Genomic DNA, 21,217 nt, shown 5'->3' on the forward strand with positions numbered 1-21,217 from the left:
GGGAAGAAAGAGATGGTAAATCCTTTTGAAGATGCGAATGGCACGTATTTAGTGCTGATTAATGAGGAGGGCCAATATTCTCTGTGGCCCGGTTTTATCGATGTGCCGAGCGGCTGGACAGTCGTTCATGAGCAGAAAGGGCGTGAAGCTTGTCTGGACTATATCCAATCGCATTGGAGCGATATGAGGCCAAATAGCCTAAAAACGGTTGAAAATGTGTAATTGCAAAAAAGAGACTGCTCGCCGCAGTCTCTTTCTTCTATTTACGCAGGCGTTTGGGTATGATCACAATCTCTGACCGGGTTTCCGTTTTCATCCGTACACCAAGATTGGGATAAAAATGCTAAAAACACAGCGGCCCACTGATCGGCAAATTGAATCAGAATGCCTCCGTCATGCCATGAACCGTTGTCTTTTTTCCAGCGGCTATCCATTGCATTTCCTTGATTCATATGGATATTGTGCATGCCGTTAGTCGGAGTAAATCCGAATATTTTATCTGCAGCCTGTTCCGGCCCGAATTTTGAGCCAAAAAAGATAAACCGGCGCTTTCTCTACTAGCGCTTTCTTCATGTACGTTTCAATGAAATCATTTAAATCATTATCAGGCCCCGTAATTTCATGCCGCAAAGGCTTCATTTCCCGCGAGTCAAACAAATGGCCCCGCACGTAATCCAGTGCGATTTCACGGTTTGCCTCAGTGATCCTTGCGTATCCATACGGCATGTTCGGAAGGGTGGTGATCGTGCTTGAATCAAACTGATCATCTGCCACATACAATACTTCAGATTCCTCAGAGCTGGACATCACATTGATGGCGCACCTGTAATACGTATTCTCCTCACCAAGCACTTTGACTTGGAAATGAGGACTGTCATCATCTGTTTCCCGCTTCATGTCTAAGACAATGCCTTTTAAAACGCCATATTGCTGAACAGCCATATGAATCCCCCTTTATGATCGAGTTCATCGTCTTAGTTCGTGAAATGGTTCCTCTTTTCCTTTTAAAAGATAAAAAAGCCTGCAGAAAATCTTTCTGCAGGCTTCATGTGAATTAAGCACCCGCTACAGATGACTCATCCTCTAAAGCCTTCTCTGCAGGTACATACTCGTATCCTAAATCCTTTGCCACAGCCTCATAGGTCACGTGTCCGTTCGCTGTGTTTAAACCGGCTCTCAGTGCCGCATTGTCTGCGAGCGCTTTTGCTGCTCCTTTGTTCGCGATTTGCAGCGCGTATGGAACAGTAACGTTTGTCAGCGCGATTGTTGATGTCCGAGGGACAGCGCCCGGCATGTTTGCCACAGCGTAGTGGACAACGCCGTGTTTTTCATATGTCGGCTGATCATGTGTGGTAATATGGTCGACAGTTTCGACGATGCCGCCTTGGTCAATCGCAACATCGACAATCACTGAACCAGGGTTCATTTGTTTTACCATTTCCTCGGTGACAAGAGTCGGAGCTTTAGCACCCGGAATTAATACCGCGCAAATGAGAAGATCCGCTTCCGCCACAGCATCTGCGATATTGACCGGATTTGACATTAACGTTTTCAGCTGATGGCCGAAAATGTCATCAAGCTGGCGCAGGCGGTCTGCGTTTAAGTCGATGATAGTCACGTCTGCACCGAGTCCGACAGCCATTTTCGCAGCGTTTGTGCCGACGGCGCCTCCTCCGATAATCGTTACTTTGCCGCGGGAAACGCCTGGCACTCCGGCAAGCAAAATGCCTTTTCCGCCCTTGGGTTTCTCCAAAAATTGAGCTCCGATTTGCGCTGCCATTCTGCCTGCAACCTCTGACATTGGCGTCAGAAGCGGCAATGACCGGCCGTCACTAACCGTTTCGTATGCGATCGCCGTAACGCCTTTTTCTTTCAAGGCCTGTGCAAGCTTAGGCTCAGCTGCCAAATGAAGGTACGTAAACAGCACAAGTCCTTCACGGAAGTAGACGTATTCTTCCGGCAGCGGTTCTTTGACCTTCATGACCATTTCAGCGTTCCATACCTGTTTCGGATCAGCAATGATTTCCGCTCCTGCTGATTCATAGGCTTCGTTTTCAAATCCGCTTCCAAGGCCCGCGCCTGTTTCAACGAGCACCCGGTGGCCGTTTGAAATGAGCTGAGAAACGCCCCCAGGTGTTAGTGCCACACGGTTTTCGTTGTTTTTTATCTCTTTAGGAACCCCTATGATCATATCTGTCTCCTCCTGTACATGTGATGTTTTTAGTGTAGCTTGATTCTTTAGAAAATTCTTTGTTTGAATAAGAAAATAAAAAAACATGGATTTGTGAAATTTCACAAATCCATGTGCCGAAGCTTGATATCTAAATAAATGGTGAATTTTTGATTTACATTTTTTAAATCGATTTCAGCGATCTGGCTGATACGTTTGAGGCGGTAATTCAACGTATTAACATGTATATTTAACACCTTGGCAGCGTTATTCACGTTGCTGTCAGCTTCTATAAAACGTTCTAGTGTTTCTACCATATTTGACTGGTGGTCCCGGTCATACTGTTCCAGTTTGGAAAGCGAATAATTGAAATATCCCGTCTGCTTCCGTTTTTCATCTAAGACATCTAAGTATTGATAAATGCCTAGCTCAGAAAAGCTGAAAAGATGCTGGGTCTCTTCTGCAAACCGTTCCTTCGCTTTTAAAACGGACAATGCTTCCTGATAGGAGCGGGAGACAAAAGAAATAGAGTTGTATATTCCGCCAAAAGCGATTGAAGCGCCTTCTATTTTATACCGTTCCTTCAGCTGTCGTTGCGTACTGAAAGCAAACTGTTTTAAATCTTGAAAAGGACGGTCTGTTTTGGGCGCGGTCAAAATAATGAGTTCATTGGAATCCACGGTCGTCAGCAGCACGTGAACCTGCTGGGTTGTTTCCTGCAAATATTGCAGCTGCTGTTCAATTTTTTCCGTCAGCTCACCGTTTATCCGGATGATCATCACGGAAAACTCAGAAGGAGCAACCATTCCAAGCTTGTGGAACCCATCGGCCATGTCGCGCTCCTGGTGAATATGACCAGTAAGCATTTTCCAGAAAAACTCTTGGCTTCGTTCTTCATTTTTCGTTTTTCTGATTTGGAGCTTGAGAAGCTTGTTTCTCACTGCTTTTGCCGCCATTTGCAGTGTCATGAGATCATCGTCAGACAATGTCTTTTGGATCTCAAGCGCCCATATGAAGCCAAGCACTTGGTTGTTTTTCCAAATCGAAATGGCAACACGGTTACTGAGCCCGACCTCATCTATCTGCTGTACTCTGATCGGCTGTTCCGTTTTTAAAAGAGTTGGGATCGTCCCGTCTTTCCACAACTTGTTAATGACCTTCTCCGGCACTCTTCTGCCAATGATTGTAGCGGTTCGGGCAGGGTCTGTGCAGTCGCTGTGTGTACTGTAGGCAAGCAGTTTGTGGTTGACATCCTCTATAGTGACGGGGCAACGCAGCACGTCGCTGATATGATCAGCCACATCTTCAAGTCGGTCAAAACTGTATTGAAACGGATCATTCGGCATGGTCATAAATCTCCCTACTTTTTCATGCTTGATTTCTCTTTGACATCTCATCCTCTACCTTTTATTATGATTGTTGTTGTTTGTGAAAATCAACAACAAAGAACGAAAGCAAAATAACCGAGTAAACGGTATACTAAAGAAACGTACGATGCTTTATATATTATGAAAGCTTACCTTGTTATAATTTCAAGAAGGTCATCAAACGACGAGAGTAAAAGAAAAACTGAACCTTTCAGAAATGGTGCTGTAGCATCAAATTTTCTGAAAGGTTTTTTTTGGGAGTTGGAGAATCATTTGGGTCTTTTGGATTATTCGAAGGATGAAGAGAAGATTAAGAAAATGAACCTACTTGTTTAACAATATATGTCATTTTTAAGTGATGTGGGATAAACCATTGGACTCATTTTGTAAAATTAAAACATATTTGTTTGACTGTGCCGAAAAACTGTTTTTATAATAATGACGTTCTAAAAATAAGTGAATTAGCCCATATTTAGGCTGATGGCACAGGAGGTAATGAGGAATATGGCAGGATTAATTCGTGTCACACCCGAAGAGCTAAGAGCGATGGCGAAGCAATACGGCGTTGAGAGCCAGGAAGTATTAAATCAGGTTGATCGTTTAAACCGTATGATCTCTGATTTGAAAAGCATGTGGGAAGGTGCTTCAAGTGAAGCGTTCGCAGATCAATACGAGCAGCTCAAACCTTCATTTATCAAAATGTCAGATTTGCTTCAAGATGTGAATCAGCAGCTTGATCAAACTGCAAATACACTTGAGTCTACTGACCAAGACATCGCAAATCAAATTCGCGGATAACAGTATGAAAGGGAAGGAGCGCCTGATTCAAGAGAAGACGGCGCTCTTTCTATGTAAGGGTGATCCTAAAATGTATATAGATATTACGATAGATTTGAAACATTATAACGGCAGTGTCTTTGATCTCAGATTGTCAGATTACCACCCGGTGAAAAAAGTAATTGATATTGCTTGGCAGGCTCAAAGCGTAGCTATACCTCCGCGCGAAGGGCACTGGATCAGAGTGGTTAATAAGGATACGGTGTTTTCCGGAGAATGCAAGCTGTCAGATTGCGGCATTACAAACGGAGACCGGCTTGAAATATTATGAAAGGATCTGGTTGAATGTCGGATAAACAAAAATCATATGTAGAAAACCAATTAGAAGCCGTTGCCGAGACAACAGATGCCGGCTATACATTTACCTTTCAGCGGGAAAAAATAAAGCTTCTGGACGGTCTCGAAGCCAACGTGATCAAAGATGTAAATCCTTTTTTTCATAAAGAGATCGATGTGACGGATGATGAAGTGATCATCACAATCCAACCTCCTCCCTCCTATAAAGCATTCCGCTTCATGAAAGCTAAAGATAAAAAAAGCAAATGGCAGTTTGCCTATCAGCTTGTTCAAGCTGTACAGCATCACAATCTGTCGAGGCTTAATGTGATTGTCGCTCCTGAAAACATTGTATTCGATAAAGGCCTGACGCCTTATTTTCTTCATTACGGCGTAAAAGAAAGCATTCCTCCATACGGGCAAGATGAGGAAAGAGTGTGGCGGGAGCTGAAAGCCGCAGCGGCTTTGGCAGTTGACGGCGCTTTTGCGTTTGAAGACTACCTGAAATTCAATGAAACGCTGACGTTCTCCGAAGAAGCTAAGGCGATATTGGATGCAGCGTCCTATGAAGACCTGCTCGAACTGATTCAAACCCATATCGATCAGCTTGAAGCCAAAGCGAAAACATACATACATATTCCGAGAAAGAAGTGGAACATTCAGCGATACATCGGCCTGGGGCTTATTGTTTTGCTGGTCCCGGCGCTTATTTATTCGATGTACGCCTTATTTTTCGCACAGCCAAAGCATCAGGCGATAGTGGACAGCAACCGCGCTTTCTTAAACAAGCAGTACAGTGAGGTGATCAGCACACTGTCAAAATACGATCCGGAGAGCCTGCCGGAATCGGTGCAGTATCAGCTGGCGACGTCTTATGTTGAGGTTGAAAATCTAGGGAGTGCAAAAACTAAAAATATTGAAAATAATTTAGTCACACTTCAATCAGACCCTCAGCATTTCTTGTATTGGATTGATTATGGCCGAGGGAATTACAAAGAAGCTATCAGTATTGGCCGTAAACTTGAATACAATGATTATATTTACTTTGGCCTTGCAAAATATAAACAGCAGCTTTTATCTGAAGATACAAATGATGAAGACATACAAAAAGAACTCGATTCAGTTAATAGTGAACTTGAAAAAGCAAAAAAGGAGCATGACGAAAATCAAGAACAGTCTAATACTGACACATCTTTAGTTGATACAACCGAAGAACAAACACAAACAGACGAACAAAAACAACAAGCTGAAGAAAAAGCGGCAGAAGAAAAAGCCGCAGCCGAAGAAAAAGCGAAAAAAGAAGAACAAGCGAAGAAAGAAAAAGAAACAGAAAAGAAAGATGAGAAAAAAGATGACAAATAACGTGAGACATGAAGCGCAGGTCATCGCATGCTGCCGTTTGGCCGTTAGGGGGTTCGCCATTTGAGTCTATTATGGGTGTTTTACCAAAATAACGTTCAAAAACTGAAGCTGTCTGACCTCCCGTCGTCCCACCCGGCGACAATTGGGCCTGATGTGAAGGATTCCGTTACGATCGGCACTATTCCGTTTGAACACGGAGTGATTTCTCTTCAAAGAAAGGAATCTGAAGGCCAATACGAAGTTTTCCTGGGAAATGATTGTGTCGGCATGATTAAGCCGGATGGATCATTTTCTCTACAAACGGATCAGCAGGATATACGATTCATCTTGACGGACAGTGAGACTGAGAAATCCGTTTATTTTACGGGGAATCGTGATGAAATCATCTGTTCATCAGAAGACACGAATGCGGATATTTACCTGAATCCGCAAGATATTGCTTTCGCGGAAGAAAGCACGTTCTCTTTGCTTCGTGTCGGCCCAAGCTGGTCGGTTCAACCTGAAAGCGGGACGGTCTTTTTAAACGGAGAGAAGATTAACGCCAATACAACGCTCCAGCCGGGAGATGAAATCTTCTGGAACTTTACGCAAATGAGAGTGACGGAACAAGATCTTTTAGAAGTGGTTCATTTTGCACCGTTTGAAACAGCATTAACAGAAACGGTCAAACCGAGCACAGAGATGCAGAAAAAATATCCGCAGTACAGAAGAACGCCGCGAATGGTATACGACCTGCCGGATGACCGCGTGTCCTTCAGTTTTCCCTCTCAAGAGAGCGATCAAACCAATAGAGGGCTGTGGCTCGTCATTCTGCCTCCGCTTGTGATGCTGATCGTGATGGGCGTTGTCGCCATCATCCAGCCGCGCGGCATATTCATCCTCGTTTCTCTGGCGATGTTTATGATGACTCTCATTACCTCGACGGTGCAATATTTCCGCGATAAAAACCAGCGGAAAAAACGCGAGGAAAAACGGGAGCGTGTGTACAAGCTTTACTTAGACAATAAGCGGAAAGAGCTTCAGGCGCTTGCTGAAAAGCAAAAGCAGGTACTTGAATTTCACTTCCCTTCATTTGAGCAAATGAAATACTTAACAAGTGAAATCAGTGACCGGATCTGGGAAAAATCGCTTGAAAGCAAGGATTATCTCCAGCTGCGGATTGGGACGGGAACAGTCCCTTCAAGCTATGAAATCAATATGAGTGGCGGAGACTTGGCCAATCGTGATATCGACGACCTCATGGAGAAATCGCAGCAGATGCAGCGTATCTATAAGGACATCCGCAATGCGCCGGTTACGGTCGATTTGGCGGAAGGTCCGATGGGGCTTGTCGGTAAATCGCAAATTGTGAAAAATGAGATTCACCAGCTGATCGGACAATTGTCGTTCTTCAACAGCTATCACGATTTGCGGTTCGTATTTATTTTTCATGAAGAAGAGTATAAAGACTGGGAGTGGATGAAGTGGCTGCCGCAATTTCAAATGCCCCATATTTATGCGAAAGGATTTATTTATAATGAGCAAACCCGAGATCAGCTTCTGTCCTCACTTTATGAATTGATCAGAGAGCGCGATCTCGAAGATGATAAAGAAAAACTGCAGTTCAAACCGCATTTTATATTTGTCATCACAAATCAGCAGCTGATCTCAGAGCACGTCATTCTCGAATATTTAGAAGGGCAGCATGAGCATCTGGGCATCTCTACAATTGTTGCTGCGGAAACAAAGGAAAGCTTGTCGGAAAACATTACGACTCTTGTCCGCTACATCAATGAGCACGAAGGGGACATTTTAATACAAAAGAAAAAAGCGGTAAGAATTCCGTTCCGCCTCGATCATCATCAGCGCGGGGACAACGAACGGTTCTCACGCACGCTGCGGACGCTGAATCACCAGGTCGGCATTACGAATTCCATTCCGGAAACGGTATCGTTCCTGGAGCTTTTCCATGCGAAGGAAGTCAAGGAAATCGGCATTCAGCAAAAATGGCTGACAAGTGAATCAGCGAAGTCGCTGTCAGTGCCGATCGGCTATAAGGGGAAAGATGACATTGTTTACTTGAACCTTCACGAAAAAGCCCACGGTCCGCACGGGCTGCTTGCAGGGACGACGGGATCAGGGAAAAGTGAATTTCTCCAGACGTATATTTTGTCACTTGCGGTGCATTTTCACCCGCATGAAGCGGCTTTCTTATTGATTGACTATAAAGGCGGAGGAATGGCGCAGCCATTTCGCAATATTCCTCATCTGCTCGGCACGATCACGAATATTGAAGGAAGCAAAAACTTCAGTATGCGTGCGCTCGCTTCTATTAAAAGCGAATTGAAAAAAAGACAGCGCCTGTTTGACCAGTATCAAGTCAACCACATCAATGACTATACAAAGCTGTATAAGCAGGGAAAAACAGAAGTGGCAATGCCTCACTTGTTCTTAATTTCTGATGAGTTCGCCGAGCTGAAGAGCGAGGAGCCTGATTTTATCAGGGAGCTTGTCAGTGCCGCGCGTATCGGGCGAAGCCTGGGTGTTCATTTGATTTTGGCGACACAGAAGCCGGGCGGCATCATCGACGACCAGATTTGGAGTAACTCGCGCTTTAAAGTGGCGCTGAAGGTTCAGGATGCCACCGACAGTAAAGAAATTTTGAAAAACAGCGATGCCGCCAACATTACCGTGACAGGACGCGGGTATTTACAGGTCGGCAACAATGAAGTGTATGAGCTGTTCCAATCCGCTTGGAGCGGAGCGCCTTACTTAGAGGAAGTCTACGGAACAGAGGACGAAATCGCGATCGTCACGGATACGGGCTTGATCCCGCTTTCTGAAGTGGATACCGAAGATATCGCGAAAAAAGACGTTCAAACCGAAATCGAAGCCATAGTTGATGAAATTGAACGCATCCAAGATGAAATGGGAATCGAGAAGCTGGCAAGCCCATGGCTGCCGCCGCTCGCGGAACGGATTCCGCGGACTCTTTTCCCTTCAGGCGAAAAAGATCATTTCCATTTCGCATATGTCGATGAACCTGATCTGCAAAGACAGGCGCCAATTGCTTATAAGATGATGGAAGACGGAAATATCGGCATATTTGGCTCTTCCGGCTACGGAAAATCAATTGCCGCCGCTACGTTCCTGATGAGCTTTGCGGATGTATACACACCTGAACAGCTTCATGTCTATATCTTTGATTTCGGAAACGGAACGCTTCTGCCATTAGCGAAGCTGCCGCATACCGCGGACTACTTCCTGATGGACCAATCACGAAAAATTGAAAAGTTCATGATTCGGATCAAGGAAGAAATTGACCGCCGTAAACGCCTGTTCAGGGAAAAAGAAATCAGCCACATTAAAATGTACAATGCGCTGAGCGAAGAAGAGCTTCCGTTCATTTTCATCACCATTGATAACTTTGACATCGTCAAGGATGAAATGCATGAGCTTGAATCGGAGTTTGTCCAGCTTTCCAGAGACGGGCAGAGCTTGGGCATCTACTTCATGATGACAGCAACGCGGGTGAATGCTGTCCGCCAATCATTGTTAAATAATCTGAAAACCAAGGTTGTCCACTATCTCATGGATCAATCTGAGGGATATTCGATTTATGGACGGCCGAAGTTCAATCTTGAACCGATTCCAGGGCGCGTCATCATTCAAAAGGAAGAACTTTATTTCGCGCAAATGTTCCTTCCTGTTGACGCGGATGATGATATCAGCATGTTCAACGGGCTGAAAGCAGACGTTCAGAATCTTCAGGAGCGCTTTGCTTCACTGGAGCAGCCGGCACCGATTCCGATGCTGCCTGAGAGTTTGTCGACGAGAGAATTTTCTCTTCGCTTCAAGCTGGAACGCAAGCCGTTATCTGTACCGATCGGGCTTCATGAAGAAACAGTCAGCCCAGTCTATTTTGATGTGGGCAAGCATAAGCACTGCCTGATTTTAGGCCAGACCCAGCGCGGGAAAACAAACGTCTTAAAAGTCATGCTTGAACATCTGATTGATGATGAAACCGAAATGATCGGCCTGTTTGACTCGATTGACCGTGGCTTATCCCATTATGCGAAGGAATCGGATGTCTCATACTTGGAAACGAAAGAAGACATTGAGCAGTGGGTAGATACAGCAGAAGACATTTTCAAAACAAGAGAAGCCATGTATGTAGAAGCCGTCCGTCAGGGGGACGCGCAAAATCTGAGATTCTCACAAGTAGTGCTGATGATTGACGGAATTACAAGATTCCAACAAACAATTGATACGAGAATACAAGATCGTCTGGCAAACTTCATGAAATCATACGCGCATCTTGGCTTCAGCTTTATTCCGGGCGGAAACCACAGTGAATTCTCAAAAGGCTATGACTCCTTGACGACAGAGATGAAGCAAATCCGCCACGCCATTCTGCTGATGAAAAAATCTGAACAAAATGTCATTCCTCTTCCATACCAAAGACAGGAGCCTGAAATTCAGCCGGGCTTCGGATATGTTGTGGAAAACGGGAAGGAGCAAAAAGTTCAAATTCCTTTATGTTCTGCTGAAAGGGAGAGTGCTAGATGACAGAACAACGTAAAAGCTTGATCAAGTTAATATCCGCCGTCATTATCATTTTACTGCTGCCGATTTTGTTTTTCCGTTTTATCGGGGAAGACCCGGCGAAAAAAGTAGCGAATTCAACGCGGCAAATCGCGGTGGTGAATGAAGACACAGGCGTATTGAGCGAAGAAGTGAAGTCTGATGAAGAGGACAAATCCGCCCAGTTCGGCAAGGAAGTAGCGGCCGTTCTGGGGGCGCGCCCTGATTATTCGTGGACGGTCGTAAACCGAAGCGCGGCCGAGACCGGTCTCGCATCAAAGAAATACGATGCGATCGTCTACATTCCATCAGACTTCTCAAAAAACATTTTAAGCTATGATAAAGACCGCCCTCAAAAAGCAACGCTCGAATTCAGCATTCAGGATAACCTGAATGCGGTCAACAAAGAAAAAGTGCAGCGTGAGCTCGAGGATGCGCAAAAGAATATGAACAAAAAAATGTCGGCCTTATATTGGAATTTTGTGTCACAAAAAGTAGACAACATCAGAGGAGAATTTGACAATATCGTCAATAAAGAATCTGAATTCCAAAATGTCATGTACAACTTTTACAAACCTAGCTCAAATGATTTAGCAGGTGAAATCAAACAGCAAAAAGATTTAATCGATGAGCTGAAGAAATCAATGAATGAAGCGCAAGGCACGACAAAAGAAAAAGCTTCAACAGCGGAAGAAGCCAAAAACACGCTGAAAGAATTCGTTGATACCGTTGAAAGGTATAAAGAATATCAAGAAAATCAGAAAAAACTGCTTTTGACAGCCCAAGATGCCACTCAGCAGCAAATCCAGACAGGTCTGGATGCCATTCAAGCTCAGCAAAAGGCGAACCAATTCAGCGAACGCATGAGCGGACTGGCAACAGGAATCAGCCAAGTGAAAACACAGCTTGCACAAACAAGTACAGTGTTGGCAAAAGCACAGCAACTGAGAGAGGGACAAGTGCCCCAGCAGGAACTTGGCATGGCAAAAATCCAAAGTAATTTAATTGAACAATATCAGGCCGCTTCAAGACAAACGGCATTAAATCAGGTTTATGATCTGCTTGTACCAGCGCGTCAGGCGCTGACAGTTGCGAAAGGGGATGACCCAGTCGTAGACGACGGCTCTGACAATGATGAGCAAGATAAAGATAAAGAACCGAAGGAAGAGAATCCCGAAGACCTGAAAATCGATCTTGAAAAACAGCGGGAAGAACTGAAAAGCATCGCCGCTGACATTCAGGACATTTCAGACAATCTGAAGGAGGCTGAAAAAGAGAAGCCGGCACCAGAGGACCCGGTAACAGATGAACCGTCCACTGACGCCCCGGCAAACCCTGATGACGGAACCAACACAAATCCCGATACACCACAGGGAGACACCGGAAACGGTGACAACAGCAGTGATACTGGAACGGACGGACAAACGGACGGCAACACTCAGGATCAGGACCAGCAGCCGGGAACAGACGGCCAGGATCAGAACGGCGATGCCACTAACGGCGAGTCAGACAGCGGACAAACCGAAACGGACACATCTGCCGAACAAACTGCATCATCTGACGCAACCCTTCAAATGATCCAGCTGGCAAATGAAGATGGAAACGGAGATACTGGAGATACAGGAAGCGACGGTGGCACGACTCAGCCTGAGGACGAAGAACAAACCGGAAACGATGAGATTTCTGATATCGCAAAAGCAAAAGAACAGCTCAGCAAAGCGTCTGAGCGAATGAAGCAAATTGAAGAAGAACTCAAAGAAAAAGAAACTGCCCATAATGAAGAGCTGAAAAAGAAATTAGAAGAACTTAAAGAGCAAATGGATGGTCTCAATGATGAAATTGATGACTTGAAATTTAAAGTGAAACAGCTCGAAACGAAACTCGGAAACCTTGAAGCGAAACGGAAGCGGGAGTTTGAAGGGATTTACAGCGCGATTCGCGATCTGGAAAATAAAGATCAGCTTCAATTCTCCGGAGAAATCAAGACAGAAAATATCAATGCTTTAATGAGATATTATAAATATCTATCTGTATATGACTCTATATTATCCGGAACCATAGATAGCATGGCAAAAACCAATGCGATTAATGGTCAGGAAGGCAACGTCAAATCAATCCTGGCTCTCACACCGGAAGAATCAGCCAGCTGGGAAGATCTCAAAAACAACATGATGCTAACGGATGAAGACATTAACAGCTTCATCGACGGCATGACCAAATTCACGGAAGACTACAGCGGCTTCATCCGTGACTCACAAGCAGGTGTTCTTGACGAACTGACGAACATCTCTGAAAGCGCCGCAAAAGCGTCGGAACAGCTGGTAACAGGGGCAACGCAAGAAGCTGCGACGTTCAGTAACGACGGGCTGTCTGGCACAATGGCACTGAGTGTCCAAGATACGGTCGGCCAGGAAGTGCTGCAAATGTCAGACATGGTGGGGTCATTGTCTGATCGCCAGTCAGGCATTATTGACTACACAACCAACATGCAGCAAAGCGTCAATGATGTTCAGGCGAAAGCCGACACATTAAACAATAACTGGGGGAAAAATGTCGCCTCCACAAAGCTTGTACGCAGCGACGTATACGGCATATTGGGAAATACATTAGTAGACGGGCAAAACAACGGCTATGTATATGATTACTTGGCGAATCCGCTTAAAATCAGCGGAGAGGTTCCAGAGGAAAAAACACAGACGGTGCCGCCGGTTGTCATTCTAGTCATTGTATTGATCAGCAGCTTGTTAATCGGCTATTTCAGCTCGTATTACCAAAACGCGCCGCTTCTCGTCAAAGGAGCGCTATTCGGAATTCTGAATATCCTTGTCGGACTCATGATCAGCTTGTTCGGTTTGAATATTTATTCGCTGCCGGACGATCAGACGATTAAGTGGTCTGTATTTACAATTCTTCTGCTCGTGGCAAGCTCAGCCTTCATCCGGGCGGCGTTCAGATTCGGTTCAATTCCTGGATGGGTTGCTTCAGCGGCGATGATTCTATTCTACGTCGCACCGCTTATTGATTTGATTATGCCGAACTTTACATTTGAAGACCCTGTGTCGAAAGTATTTATCGACATCCAGTATGGCACAGGGCACTTGTTTACAATGGGAATAACGGTTCTGCTAGTCATTACGGTGATTGCCGCGGCTCTGCCGCTTGTGATCCGGCTGATGGCCGAAAAAACAGCAGAAAGCGATGAAACGTATGAAGCGTAATCGCATCATGGAAAAGGGGATCATGATTTGTATGCTCTCCTTTTCCCTTTTCATACCCTCTGCCGCCGCTGCCGAAACCGAAGAAAACACAGATGTCGCGCCAAACCAATATAAGAAAAAAGACATCGAAATCGACACAAATTATTTGCATGAAGATTCCTACTATGAAGAGAAAACAGAACTGCCAGAGGAACAGAAGGATATCACCTTTGATCAACCGGAGGACAAGGACGCCGAGCTGATAAAAGGTTTGTTTACATCAACAGATGCCGAGGAATCCAACACGATTGCGGCCCAGTCGAAACAGCTCGGGATTACGTTTGCTGAAAAACCAATCACAAAGACGTCATCCACGGAAACAAAGGAAGAAGAAGCAACATCTTCACTGCTGCTTCCGATTTTGTATGTCGTGCTGATTCTGCTCGGCATTGCGGGGATTGTGTTCCTCATCCCGAAAGTCACAGCGCAGGAGAACAAAAAGGCGTAGGCCGTGTGCTTGTATTGTGCAAAAGCGGTACCGTACAATAGGAACGGAAGGAGGAGGTTTCCAATGGAACTTTATATCATTACCGGAGCGTCAAAAGGACTGGGAGAAGCCATTGCCATACAGGCTTTAGAGAAGGGCCATGAAGTCCATGCCTTGTCCAGAACAAAAACTGATCTCTCTCATGAAAAACTGACGCAGCATCAAATAGACCTTATCAATCTCGAAGAAGCTGAACAGCAATTTGAAACGTTGCTTTCATCCATCAATCCAGATCGTTATTCAGGTGTTGCCCTGATCAATAACGCCGGAATGGTAACGCCGATCAAACGCGCCGGCGAAGCGTCACTTGACGAGCTGCAGCGCCATTATCAGCTGAACCTGACAGCGCCCGTGCTCTTGAGCCAGCTGTTTACAAAACGGTTTGCTTTATACAGCGGCAAAAAGACAGTTGTCAACATTACGTCGGGCGCCGCCAAAAATCCATACAAGGGCTGGAGCGCATATTGCAGCTCAAAAGCCGGGCTCGACATGTTTACGAGGACATTCGGATTTGAACAAGAGGATGAAGAACTGCCGGTGAACATGATTTCCTTCTCGCCAGGTGTTATGGATACTGAGATGCAAGCCGTCATCCGTTCTTCATCGAAAAAGGATTTCCACGACATCGAACGGTTCCGGACATTAAAGGAAACAGGAAGCCTTCGCAGTCCGGCCTATATTGCAGGCACCCTGCTTTCTTTATTAGAAAAAGGCACGGAGAATGGCCGCGTTTACGATATAAAAGAGTTTTTGTAGAGCAGATATTTTCTGCTCTTTTTTTTATGAAACAGGCAATCGCCCGCGCACTCTGTTGAACAGCCGCATATACTGACTGAAACGCTGCTTTTAGGGTATAACAATGATGACAAGAAGACAAAATGATGTGACATAAGAATTGAGTTTCTCTGCAGATTATGTTAGGATGCTAAAAATATCTAAAGGAGGGGTTTCCATGAGAAAGGTTAGATTAATGGATGTTTTCACCCATCCAATTGCACAAAAGTATCTCCAACGTTCCGGTGTGGCACATGCGATTGCCTGCGCTTACCATGCGTACAGGCTGTCTATAAAGGCTGACATCAACCCTGATTTAGCTGCAAAAGCGGCGCTGCTGCATGATATCGGCCATTATGAATGGTATACAGACGGCAAGTGGGATTATGAGAAATACAAAAGAAATGACATTCATGCCATCAAAGGAGCGGAACGGGCGCATAAGCTTTTAATTCGGCTTGGCGAGGAACCGAAAGCCGCAAAAGAGATTGCCCTTGCCATTTTGCTTCATACCGATTCCTATTTGCCTGAAGGCGAATTAGAGAAAAACACGCTGCAGCAGATTGTCAAAAAAGCGGACGAACTTGATGAAGAGCCGGGCGGCCACCATCATTACCGCCAGATTGATTCTTCAACGGCACGTGAAAAAATAGAAAAGCTGGACCACTACATCGACCAAGCCCAGGCATCGACGATAAAGTCTGTATAAGCCTAGCTTGTTACACACGGAACAGCGCCAGCTTTCTTCGCTGTCTCCGCTTCACCGCCATTTCTTTTACTCCCGCTTCCAAATCTCTTCTCCTATAGGATCCGCACCCCTTGGTTTTATCAGGAAAGCCTGTGTCATTATCCATCATAATGGCATAAGCTGAGATAAAACATAAAAAGGGGATTAAAGTATGGTCAACCAAGGTAGTCCGCAACTGGTCTCTTTAGTCGATCCTTATGTCTATCAGACCATTAAAAAGCTCATCGGCTCAAGGTTCGTGATACAGACAGTACGAGATACGGTCAGAGGCAGACTGATCGATGTAAACCCTGACCATATCACAATTGAAGGAGCCAGAAATTCCGTTTGTTTGATCAGGATCCAGCACATGATTTCCGTCACGCCAGATTACAGTGAGCGGGTTTAACAGTGCTTGCGCATGAAAAATAGGCGTACACCGTGACGTCCTATTTTTCAGTTAAGCGCTGCAAAAACGCACTGTGGTACATCGTTTCATCAAGATCAAATCCGGCAAATCCCTGATAGCGGGCATCTGAAAAACAAAAAGTGACACCGTTCACTGTATAACTGGAACGTACTGAAGCATGTTGACGGACACGAAAATGATAGCCGCCTGAATCTTTTACATATATCCGGGATGTCCCGGCATAAGGGGTACAGAGCAAAGCTGCCTCACAAAAACGTTCGAAATCCTGCAACTTTGCCGTCTAGGGCCGATATCCAGCAGGATATAATCATGGACTTTAAGCTCCTATGACTGTATATTCCAGCACTTATTCGGAGGAAGAAGATGAATATTAGCCAGTTCTGACTCTTTATCATATGTCACGGCCTTCATCACCAACACTCCTTTCATCACATTAAGAGTTCTGATATGAGTTTATTTTTGTTACAATGATGGGGGATAAGCCCTTTTAACTGACAGACAAAGAAAAACTAGGAGGAACAAAGCTTGTTGAAATCAAAAGTCCATTTTTGGACATTGCAGATTTTATTTGTGTTGCTGATTATTTATGTTGCAACAAAGGTTTCATTTGTGTTTCAGCCGTTCATTGTTTTTATCTCGACACTGTTTTTCCCGATGCTGATTGCGGGAATTTTGTATTTCATTTTTAATCCGGTCGTCCGCCTGCTTGAGAAAAAAATCCCGCGGACATTATCCATTCTATTGATCTATTTACTATTCATCGGTTTGCTTGCTTTCGTTTCAGCGTCAGTCGGACCTGTCGTTACATCGCAAGTGACCGGGCTGTTTAACAATCTTCCTGATTATATAAAACAGATTCAGTCGCTGACAAACGACTTGTCCCATTCTCAATGGTTTACGTGGATGATGAATCAGGATTATGTATCAATATCAAAAATCGAACAGTCGTTGACAAGTTTTCTCCAAAACCTGCCGCAAAATATCACGTCCAGTTTATCTGCGGTGTTTGGCGTCGTGACAAACATCACGCTTGTCATTATCACTGTTCCATTTATCCTTTTTTATATGCTGAAAGACGGACACCGCTTTCCGCACTTGGCAGTAAAAATTCTCCCGGCTTCTTATCGGACGGAAGGCTTGAAGATTTTTAAAGATTTATCCGATACGCTTGCGGCTTATTTTCAGGGACAGCTGTTAATCTGTCTTTTTGTCGGAACAGCGTGTTTTATCGGGTATTTAATCGCAGGTGTGCCATACGCCCTGATTCTTGGGATTGTGATGGCGATTACCAATATCATTCCTTATGTCGGGCCTTTTCTCGGTGCTGCGCCGGCTGTCATTGTCGGTTTTATGGACTCGCCTGCCAAAGCGCTGTTCGCGATTATTGTGATTGTCGTCGTTCAGCAGCTCGACGGGAATCTGCTGTCTCCTCTCGTGATCGGGAAGCGGCTCAATACGCATCCGCTTACGATTATTTTGCTGTTGATCGGAGCGGGAAGCTTCGGCGGCATTCTCGGCATGATTTTAGCGGTGCCGGTGTACGCGGTAATGAAGGAAATCTTTCTGAATATTGTCCGCCTCATCAAACTGCGTTCGCGCTCACGCCTTGAAGAAAACGCGAAGCCCGCTGAATAGGCGGGCACCATTTGCGCCTCTTTGCATATGATGCTGTAAATCAATGCGGAGGTGGGGAAATGCCTGCGATTGTAGGTCCGATTTATATTATGTCAATATCAGGTGATGCGGCGGCAAGCTTTGGGGATGTGTTTGCGATTTCGCCGAAAAGCGTCGATCACTCAGGCGCGGGCTCGGGTGCGTTTCAGCTCGGTGATTTTGTGAACATCAATAACCAAACGAGTAAAACTCTCTTCAAAGATGCCGATATCATTGATGAAACAGTTTCGTTTAACGGGTAACAGCCTTTTCAGGAGAGGCTGTTGCTTTTTTATTGTATAATATGGGTAGTCTTTGAATAGAGAGGTCATGTTTGATGAAAATCAGAAAAGCGAATATCAATACGCAAACCGGAATGATCACAGACGTGTATTTGCACGAAAACAGAAAAGAACTGCGCACCCTTGTAGCGGTTCCGCAGCTGGAGTGGAGCACGATTATTTCTTATGAAGAAGATAAAGCGGCTCTGCCTGAACGCCTGGAAACCTCTTTGCGCCGGCATACGGAGGAAGAAGATACGGCAGGTGAGCTGGCCAAAAAAATCATTCATTGGGTAACAGAAATGTAAACGGCCTTGAAAGTTTAGCTCCTGCCTGATCAGGTGATAATAAAGACAAACAAGACGGGAGGACGAGCTTTTGAGTCATGATAAAATGGATCTTTATTTGCAGCAAGGAATGTATGGCCCCTTAGAAACAAAGCCTGACGAACGCCACTTGTTTTTAGGCTCATTAAGGGAAAGAGTGCTCTTGGCACTGACGAAAGGACAGGTCCTCAGAAGCAAACCGTATGAAGAAGCGGAGCGAACGCTCAAAACCAGCAAAAATATCACTCTTTTGATTAATGGAAAGCTTCAGTATCAGTCTTATTCTCCTTATATCCAAATGGCGAACCGGAACGGAGTGCCTTTCAAGATCGTATCTGATCTTCAGTTTCGTACGCCTCTAGGGCTAGTCATTGCGGCTGATACCGCTGTGAATCGTGAATCGATATATATTCAGGACGACATTTTCAACCGGTCAGTGCTGAAATCTTAAAAGACAAACGAACCGTTTGTCTTTTTATTCATGGCAATTCACTTACAACTGGAGATAAGATATAATGTTCTCATACTGATGGCGGGGAGGCCGGCTATGAAAAAAGCACTTATTTGCATTGATTATACAAATGATTTTGTCGCAAGTGACGGAAAATTGACCTGCGGAGAGCCCGGCAGAATGATTGAAGAGGCGATCGTCAATTTGACTGAAGACTTCATCACAAACGGTGATTACGTCGTATTTGCAGTAGATTCTCATGATGAAGGGGATCAATATCACCCTGAAACCCGTCTTTTTCCTCCGCATAATATCAAAGGCACGAAAGGAAAAGATCTGTACGGAAAGCTTTTGCCTCTGTATCAGAAACATGAACAGGAACCAAATGTATACTACATGGAAAAAACGAGATATTCTGCTTTTGCGGGTACTGATTTAGAGCTCAAACTCAGAGAGCGGCAGATTGGCGAACTGCATCTTGCCGGCGTCTGCACAGATATTTGTGTGTTGCATACAGCGGTTGACGCATACAACAAAGGGTTTCGGATTGTTGTGCATAAACAGGCTGTTGCCAGCTTTAATCAGGAGGGGCACACGTGGGCTCTCTCCCATTTTGCAAACAGCATCGGAGCGCAAGTGGCAGAGTAAGGAAGGGGAAAAACAGTGTTAGAGTATGGATTTAAAGATGACAGCCTGTCATTACATACAGACCTTTATCAAATCAATATGGCCGAAACCTACTGGAGGGACGGCATTCATGAAAAGAAAGCGATTTTTGAGCTTTTTTTCAGAAGGCTTCCGTTTGAAAATGGCTATGCGGTATTTGCGGGCTTAGAAAAAGCTATCGAATACCTGGAAAATTTCAAGTTTACGGATAGCGACCTGAATTATTTACAGGAAGAACTCGGGTATCGTGAAGATTTTATTGAATATTTGCGCGGTTTAACGTTTACAGGTTCACTTTATTCCATGAAAGAAGGAGAGCTCGTATTCAACAATGAGCCGATTATGAGGGTGGAAGCCCCCCTTGTAGAAGCGCAGCTGATTGAAACGGCTTTGCTCAACATTGTGAACTACCAAACATTAATTGCAACAAAGGCTGCCCGGATTAAAGGCGTCATCGGCGATGAAGTCGCGCTTGAATTTGGAACAAGACGGGCGCATGAAATGGATGCGGCCATGTGGGGAGCGAGAGCAGCCTTAATCGGCGGCTTCAGCGCGACGAGCAATGTAAGAGCCGGAAAGCGCTTTAATATCCCGGTCTCCGGCACTCATGCGCATGCGCTTGTTCAGGCCTATCGCGATGAATATACAGCTTTCAAAAAATACGCGGAAACGCATAAGGATTGCGTCTTCTTAGTTGACACGTATGATACGCTTCGTTCAGGCATGCCGAATGCGATTAAGGTTGCCAAGGAATTCGGTGACCGCATCAACTTCATTGGCATCCGCCTGGACAGCGGCGATTTGGCGTACCTGTCAAAAAAAGCCCGGAAAATGCTTGATGAAGCAGGGTTTACAGACGCGAAAGTCATTGCGTCAAGTGACTTGGATGAGCATACCATTATGAATTTAAAGGCTCAAGGAGCGCGCATTGATGTCTGGGGTGTCGGCACGAAGCTGATCACTGCCTATGACCAGCCGGCTCTCGGCGCAGTTTACAAGCTTGTAGCCATTGAAGAAGACGGGAAAATGGTCGACACAATCAAAATTTCGTCCAATCCTGAAAAAGTGACGACGCCGGGCAGAAAGAAAGTGTATCGCATTATCAATCAGTCCAATCATCATTCAGAAGGCGACTATATTGCCCTTTATGATGAGCAAGTGAATGATCAGAAGCGGCTCAGAATGTTCCACCCGGTTCATACATTCATCAGCAAATTTGTCACGAATTTTTATGCGAAAGATCTTCATGAGCTGATTTTTGAAAAGGGTATTCTTTGCTACCAAAACCCTGAGATATCAGACATCCAGCAGTATGTACAGGATAACCTCAGCCTGCTCTGGGAGGAATATAAGAGAATCAGCAAGCCGGAAGAATATCCGGTTGATTTAAGTGAGGACTGCTGGAGCAACAAAATGCAGCGGATTCACGAAGTCAAAAGCCAACTTGATGAAAAGTTTGAGGAAGAATAAAGAAAACTGGCCTTTCGTTCGCGAGGAGGCCAGTTTTCTTTATGAATATTATTTTCATGATTAGACAATTTTCGTCAAATTATTTGATATACTTAGAGTGAATGCCGCGCGTATTGTAAG

General features: G+C 45.0%; 17 protein-coding genes and 3 pseudogenes. 16 read left to right on the forward strand and 4 right to left on the reverse strand.

Features of this window, described 5'->3' with window-relative positions:
* Positions 1-12 precede the first annotated feature (12 nt).
* Positions 13-222: an MbtH family protein gene (locus BV11031_RS01375; protein ID WP_010329932.1), complete on the forward strand. Its 210-nt coding sequence runs from the start codon at positions 13-15 to the stop codon at positions 220-222.
* Between the two features lie 41 nt (positions 223-263).
* Here BV11031_RS01375 and BV11031_RS01380 read toward each other — a convergent pair.
* The 3 genes and pseudogenes from BV11031_RS01380 to BV11031_RS01390 form a co-directional block, all read right to left on the reverse strand.
* Positions 264-942: pseudogene (locus tag BV11031_RS01380) on the reverse strand (DUF2278 family protein).
* 112 nt (positions 943-1,054) lie between these two features.
* Positions 1,055-2,191: an alanine dehydrogenase gene (ald, locus tag BV11031_RS01385; RefSeq protein ID WP_010329931.1), complete on the reverse strand. Its 1,137-nt coding sequence runs from the start codon at positions 2,189-2,191 to the stop codon at positions 1,055-1,057.
* A gap of 101 nt (positions 2,192-2,292) precedes the next feature.
* Positions 2,293-3,562 (reverse strand): annotated as a pseudogene (locus BV11031_RS01390) (PucR family transcriptional regulator).
* Between the two features lie 479 nt (positions 3,563-4,041).
* Here BV11031_RS01390 and BV11031_RS01395 point away from each other — a divergent pair.
* From BV11031_RS01395 to BV11031_RS01435, 9 genes are all read left to right on the forward strand, one after another.
* Positions 4,042-4,335, forward strand: coding sequence for a WXG100 family type VII secretion target (locus BV11031_RS01395; RefSeq protein ID WP_003220661.1), 294 nt, complete (start codon positions 4,042-4,044; stop codon positions 4,333-4,335).
* A gap of 70 nt (positions 4,336-4,405) precedes the next feature.
* On the forward strand, positions 4,406-4,645 hold the full coding sequence (gene yukD / locus BV11031_RS01400; RefSeq protein WP_010329928.1) for an ESX secretion system protein YukD: 240 nt from the start codon (positions 4,406-4,408) through the stop codon (positions 4,643-4,645).
* Positions 4,646-4,659: 14 nt separating this feature from the next.
* Positions 4,660-6,012, forward strand: coding sequence for a type VII secretion protein EssB (gene essB, locus BV11031_RS01405; protein WP_010329927.1), 1,353 nt, complete (start codon positions 4,660-4,662; stop codon positions 6,010-6,012).
* 60 nt (positions 6,013-6,072) lie between these two features.
* A complete protein-coding gene (gene essC / locus BV11031_RS01410; protein ID WP_010329926.1) occupies positions 6,073-10,560 on the forward strand; it encodes a type VII secretion protein EssC in 4,488 nt (1,495 codons plus the stop codon).
* Positions 10,557-13,793 carry a type VII secretion protein EsaA gene (esaA, locus tag BV11031_RS01415; protein WP_010329925.1) on the forward strand — a complete coding sequence of 1,079 codons (3,237 nt, stop codon included), beginning with the start codon at positions 10,557-10,559 and terminating at the stop codon, positions 13,791-13,793. Before essC ends, esaA begins: the two co-directional genes overlap by 4 nt.
* A gap of 31 nt (positions 13,794-13,824) precedes the next feature.
* Positions 13,825-14,280, forward strand: coding sequence for a type VII secretion protein EssA (essA, locus tag BV11031_RS01420; RefSeq protein WP_082246358.1), 456 nt, complete (start codon positions 13,825-13,827; stop codon positions 14,278-14,280).
* 63 nt (positions 14,281-14,343) lie between these two features.
* Positions 14,344-15,075: a (S)-benzoin forming benzil reductase gene (locus BV11031_RS01425; RefSeq protein WP_010329923.1), complete on the forward strand. Its 732-nt coding sequence runs from the start codon at positions 14,344-14,346 to the stop codon at positions 15,073-15,075.
* Positions 15,076-15,271: 196 nt separating this feature from the next.
* A complete protein-coding gene (locus BV11031_RS01430) occupies positions 15,272-15,802 on the forward strand; it encodes an HD domain-containing protein (protein WP_010329922.1) in 531 nt (176 codons plus the stop codon).
* A 190-nt stretch (positions 15,803-15,992) separates the two neighbouring features.
* Positions 15,993-16,229, forward strand: a complete 237-nt coding sequence (locus BV11031_RS01435) for a YuzF family protein (protein WP_010329921.1) — start codon at positions 15,993-15,995, stop codon at positions 16,227-16,229.
* 40 nt (positions 16,230-16,269) lie between these two features.
* Here the strand turns inward: BV11031_RS01435 and BV11031_RS23240 are convergent.
* Positions 16,270-16,661: pseudogene (locus BV11031_RS23240) on the reverse strand (DUF2283 domain-containing protein).
* A 114-nt stretch (positions 16,662-16,775) separates the two neighbouring features.
* Between BV11031_RS23240 and BV11031_RS01445 the strand changes: the two are divergent.
* The 6 genes from BV11031_RS01445 (at position 16,776) to BV11031_RS01470 (ending at position 21,097) form a co-directional block, all read left to right on the forward strand.
* On the forward strand, positions 16,776-17,885 hold the full coding sequence (locus BV11031_RS01445) for an AI-2E family transporter (RefSeq protein ID WP_010329919.1): 1,110 nt from the start codon (positions 16,776-16,778) through the stop codon (positions 17,883-17,885).
* Positions 17,886-17,944: 59 nt separating this feature from the next.
* Positions 17,945-18,166 (forward strand): spore germination protein, encoded by a 222-nt coding sequence (locus tag BV11031_RS01450; protein ID WP_010329918.1) that lies wholly within the window; start codon positions 17,945-17,947, stop codon positions 18,164-18,166.
* A gap of 74 nt (positions 18,167-18,240) precedes the next feature.
* Entirely contained in the window at positions 18,241-18,492 is a 252-nt protein-coding gene (locus BV11031_RS01455; protein ID WP_010329916.1) for a YueH family protein, read from the forward strand.
* Positions 18,493-18,562: 70 nt separating this feature from the next.
* Positions 18,563-18,961 carry a YueI family protein gene (locus tag BV11031_RS01460; protein ID WP_010329915.1) on the forward strand — a complete coding sequence of 133 codons (399 nt, stop codon included), beginning with the start codon at positions 18,563-18,565 and terminating at the stop codon, positions 18,959-18,961.
* Between the two features lie 96 nt (positions 18,962-19,057).
* Positions 19,058-19,609, forward strand: coding sequence for a cysteine hydrolase family protein (locus BV11031_RS01465; protein WP_010329914.1), 552 nt, complete (start codon positions 19,058-19,060; stop codon positions 19,607-19,609).
* Positions 19,610-19,624: 15 nt separating this feature from the next.
* Positions 19,625-21,097 (forward strand): nicotinate phosphoribosyltransferase, encoded by a 1,473-nt coding sequence (locus tag BV11031_RS01470; protein ID WP_010329913.1) that lies wholly within the window; start codon positions 19,625-19,627, stop codon positions 21,095-21,097.
* The last annotated feature ends 120 nt before the right edge of the window (positions 21,098-21,217 follow it).

The organism is Bacillus vallismortis (assembly GCF_004116955.1).
GTDB classification, from domain to species: domain Bacteria; phylum Bacillota; class Bacilli; order Bacillales; family Bacillaceae; genus Bacillus; species Bacillus vallismortis.

What these genes read in the sequence shown, in the direction of transcription:
- BV11031_RS01465 (WP_010329914.1), top strand. Translation starts at nt 19,058, where the DNA reads ATGAAAAAAGCACTTATTTGCATTGATTATACAAATGATTTTGTCGCA.
- BV11031_RS01455 (WP_010329916.1), top strand. Translation starts at nt 18,241, where the DNA reads ATGAAAATCAGAAAAGCGAATATCAATACGCAAACCGGAATGATCACA.
- essB (WP_010329927.1), top strand. Translation starts at nt 4,660, where the DNA reads ATGTCGGATAAACAAAAATCATATGTAGAAAACCAATTAGAAGCCGTT.
- yukD (WP_010329928.1), top strand. Translation starts at nt 4,406, where the DNA reads ATGTATATAGATATTACGATAGATTTGAAACATTATAACGGCAGTGTC.
- BV11031_RS01375 (WP_010329932.1), top strand. Translation starts at nt 13, where the DNA reads ATGGTAAATCCTTTTGAAGATGCGAATGGCACGTATTTAGTGCTGATT.
- essA (WP_082246358.1), top strand. Translation starts at nt 13,825, where the DNA reads ATGCTCTCCTTTTCCCTTTTCATACCCTCTGCCGCCGCTGCCGAAACC.
- BV11031_RS01430 (WP_010329922.1), top strand. Translation starts at nt 15,272, where the DNA reads ATGAGAAAGGTTAGATTAATGGATGTTTTCACCCATCCAATTGCACAA.
- ald (WP_010329931.1), bottom strand. Translation starts at nt 2,191, where the DNA reads ATGATCATAGGGGTTCCTAAAGAGATAAAAAACAACGAAAACCGTGTG.
- esaA (WP_010329925.1), top strand. Translation starts at nt 10,557, where the DNA reads ATGACAGAACAACGTAAAAGCTTGATCAAGTTAATATCCGCCGTCATT.
- BV11031_RS01435 (WP_010329921.1), top strand. Translation starts at nt 15,993, where the DNA reads ATGGTCAACCAAGGTAGTCCGCAACTGGTCTCTTTAGTCGATCCTTAT.
- BV11031_RS01425 (WP_010329923.1), top strand. Translation starts at nt 14,344, where the DNA reads ATGGAACTTTATATCATTACCGGAGCGTCAAAAGGACTGGGAGAAGCC.
- BV11031_RS01395 (WP_003220661.1), top strand. Translation starts at nt 4,042, where the DNA reads ATGGCAGGATTAATTCGTGTCACACCCGAAGAGCTAAGAGCGATGGCG.
- BV11031_RS01450 (WP_010329918.1), top strand. Translation starts at nt 17,945, where the DNA reads ATGCCTGCGATTGTAGGTCCGATTTATATTATGTCAATATCAGGTGAT.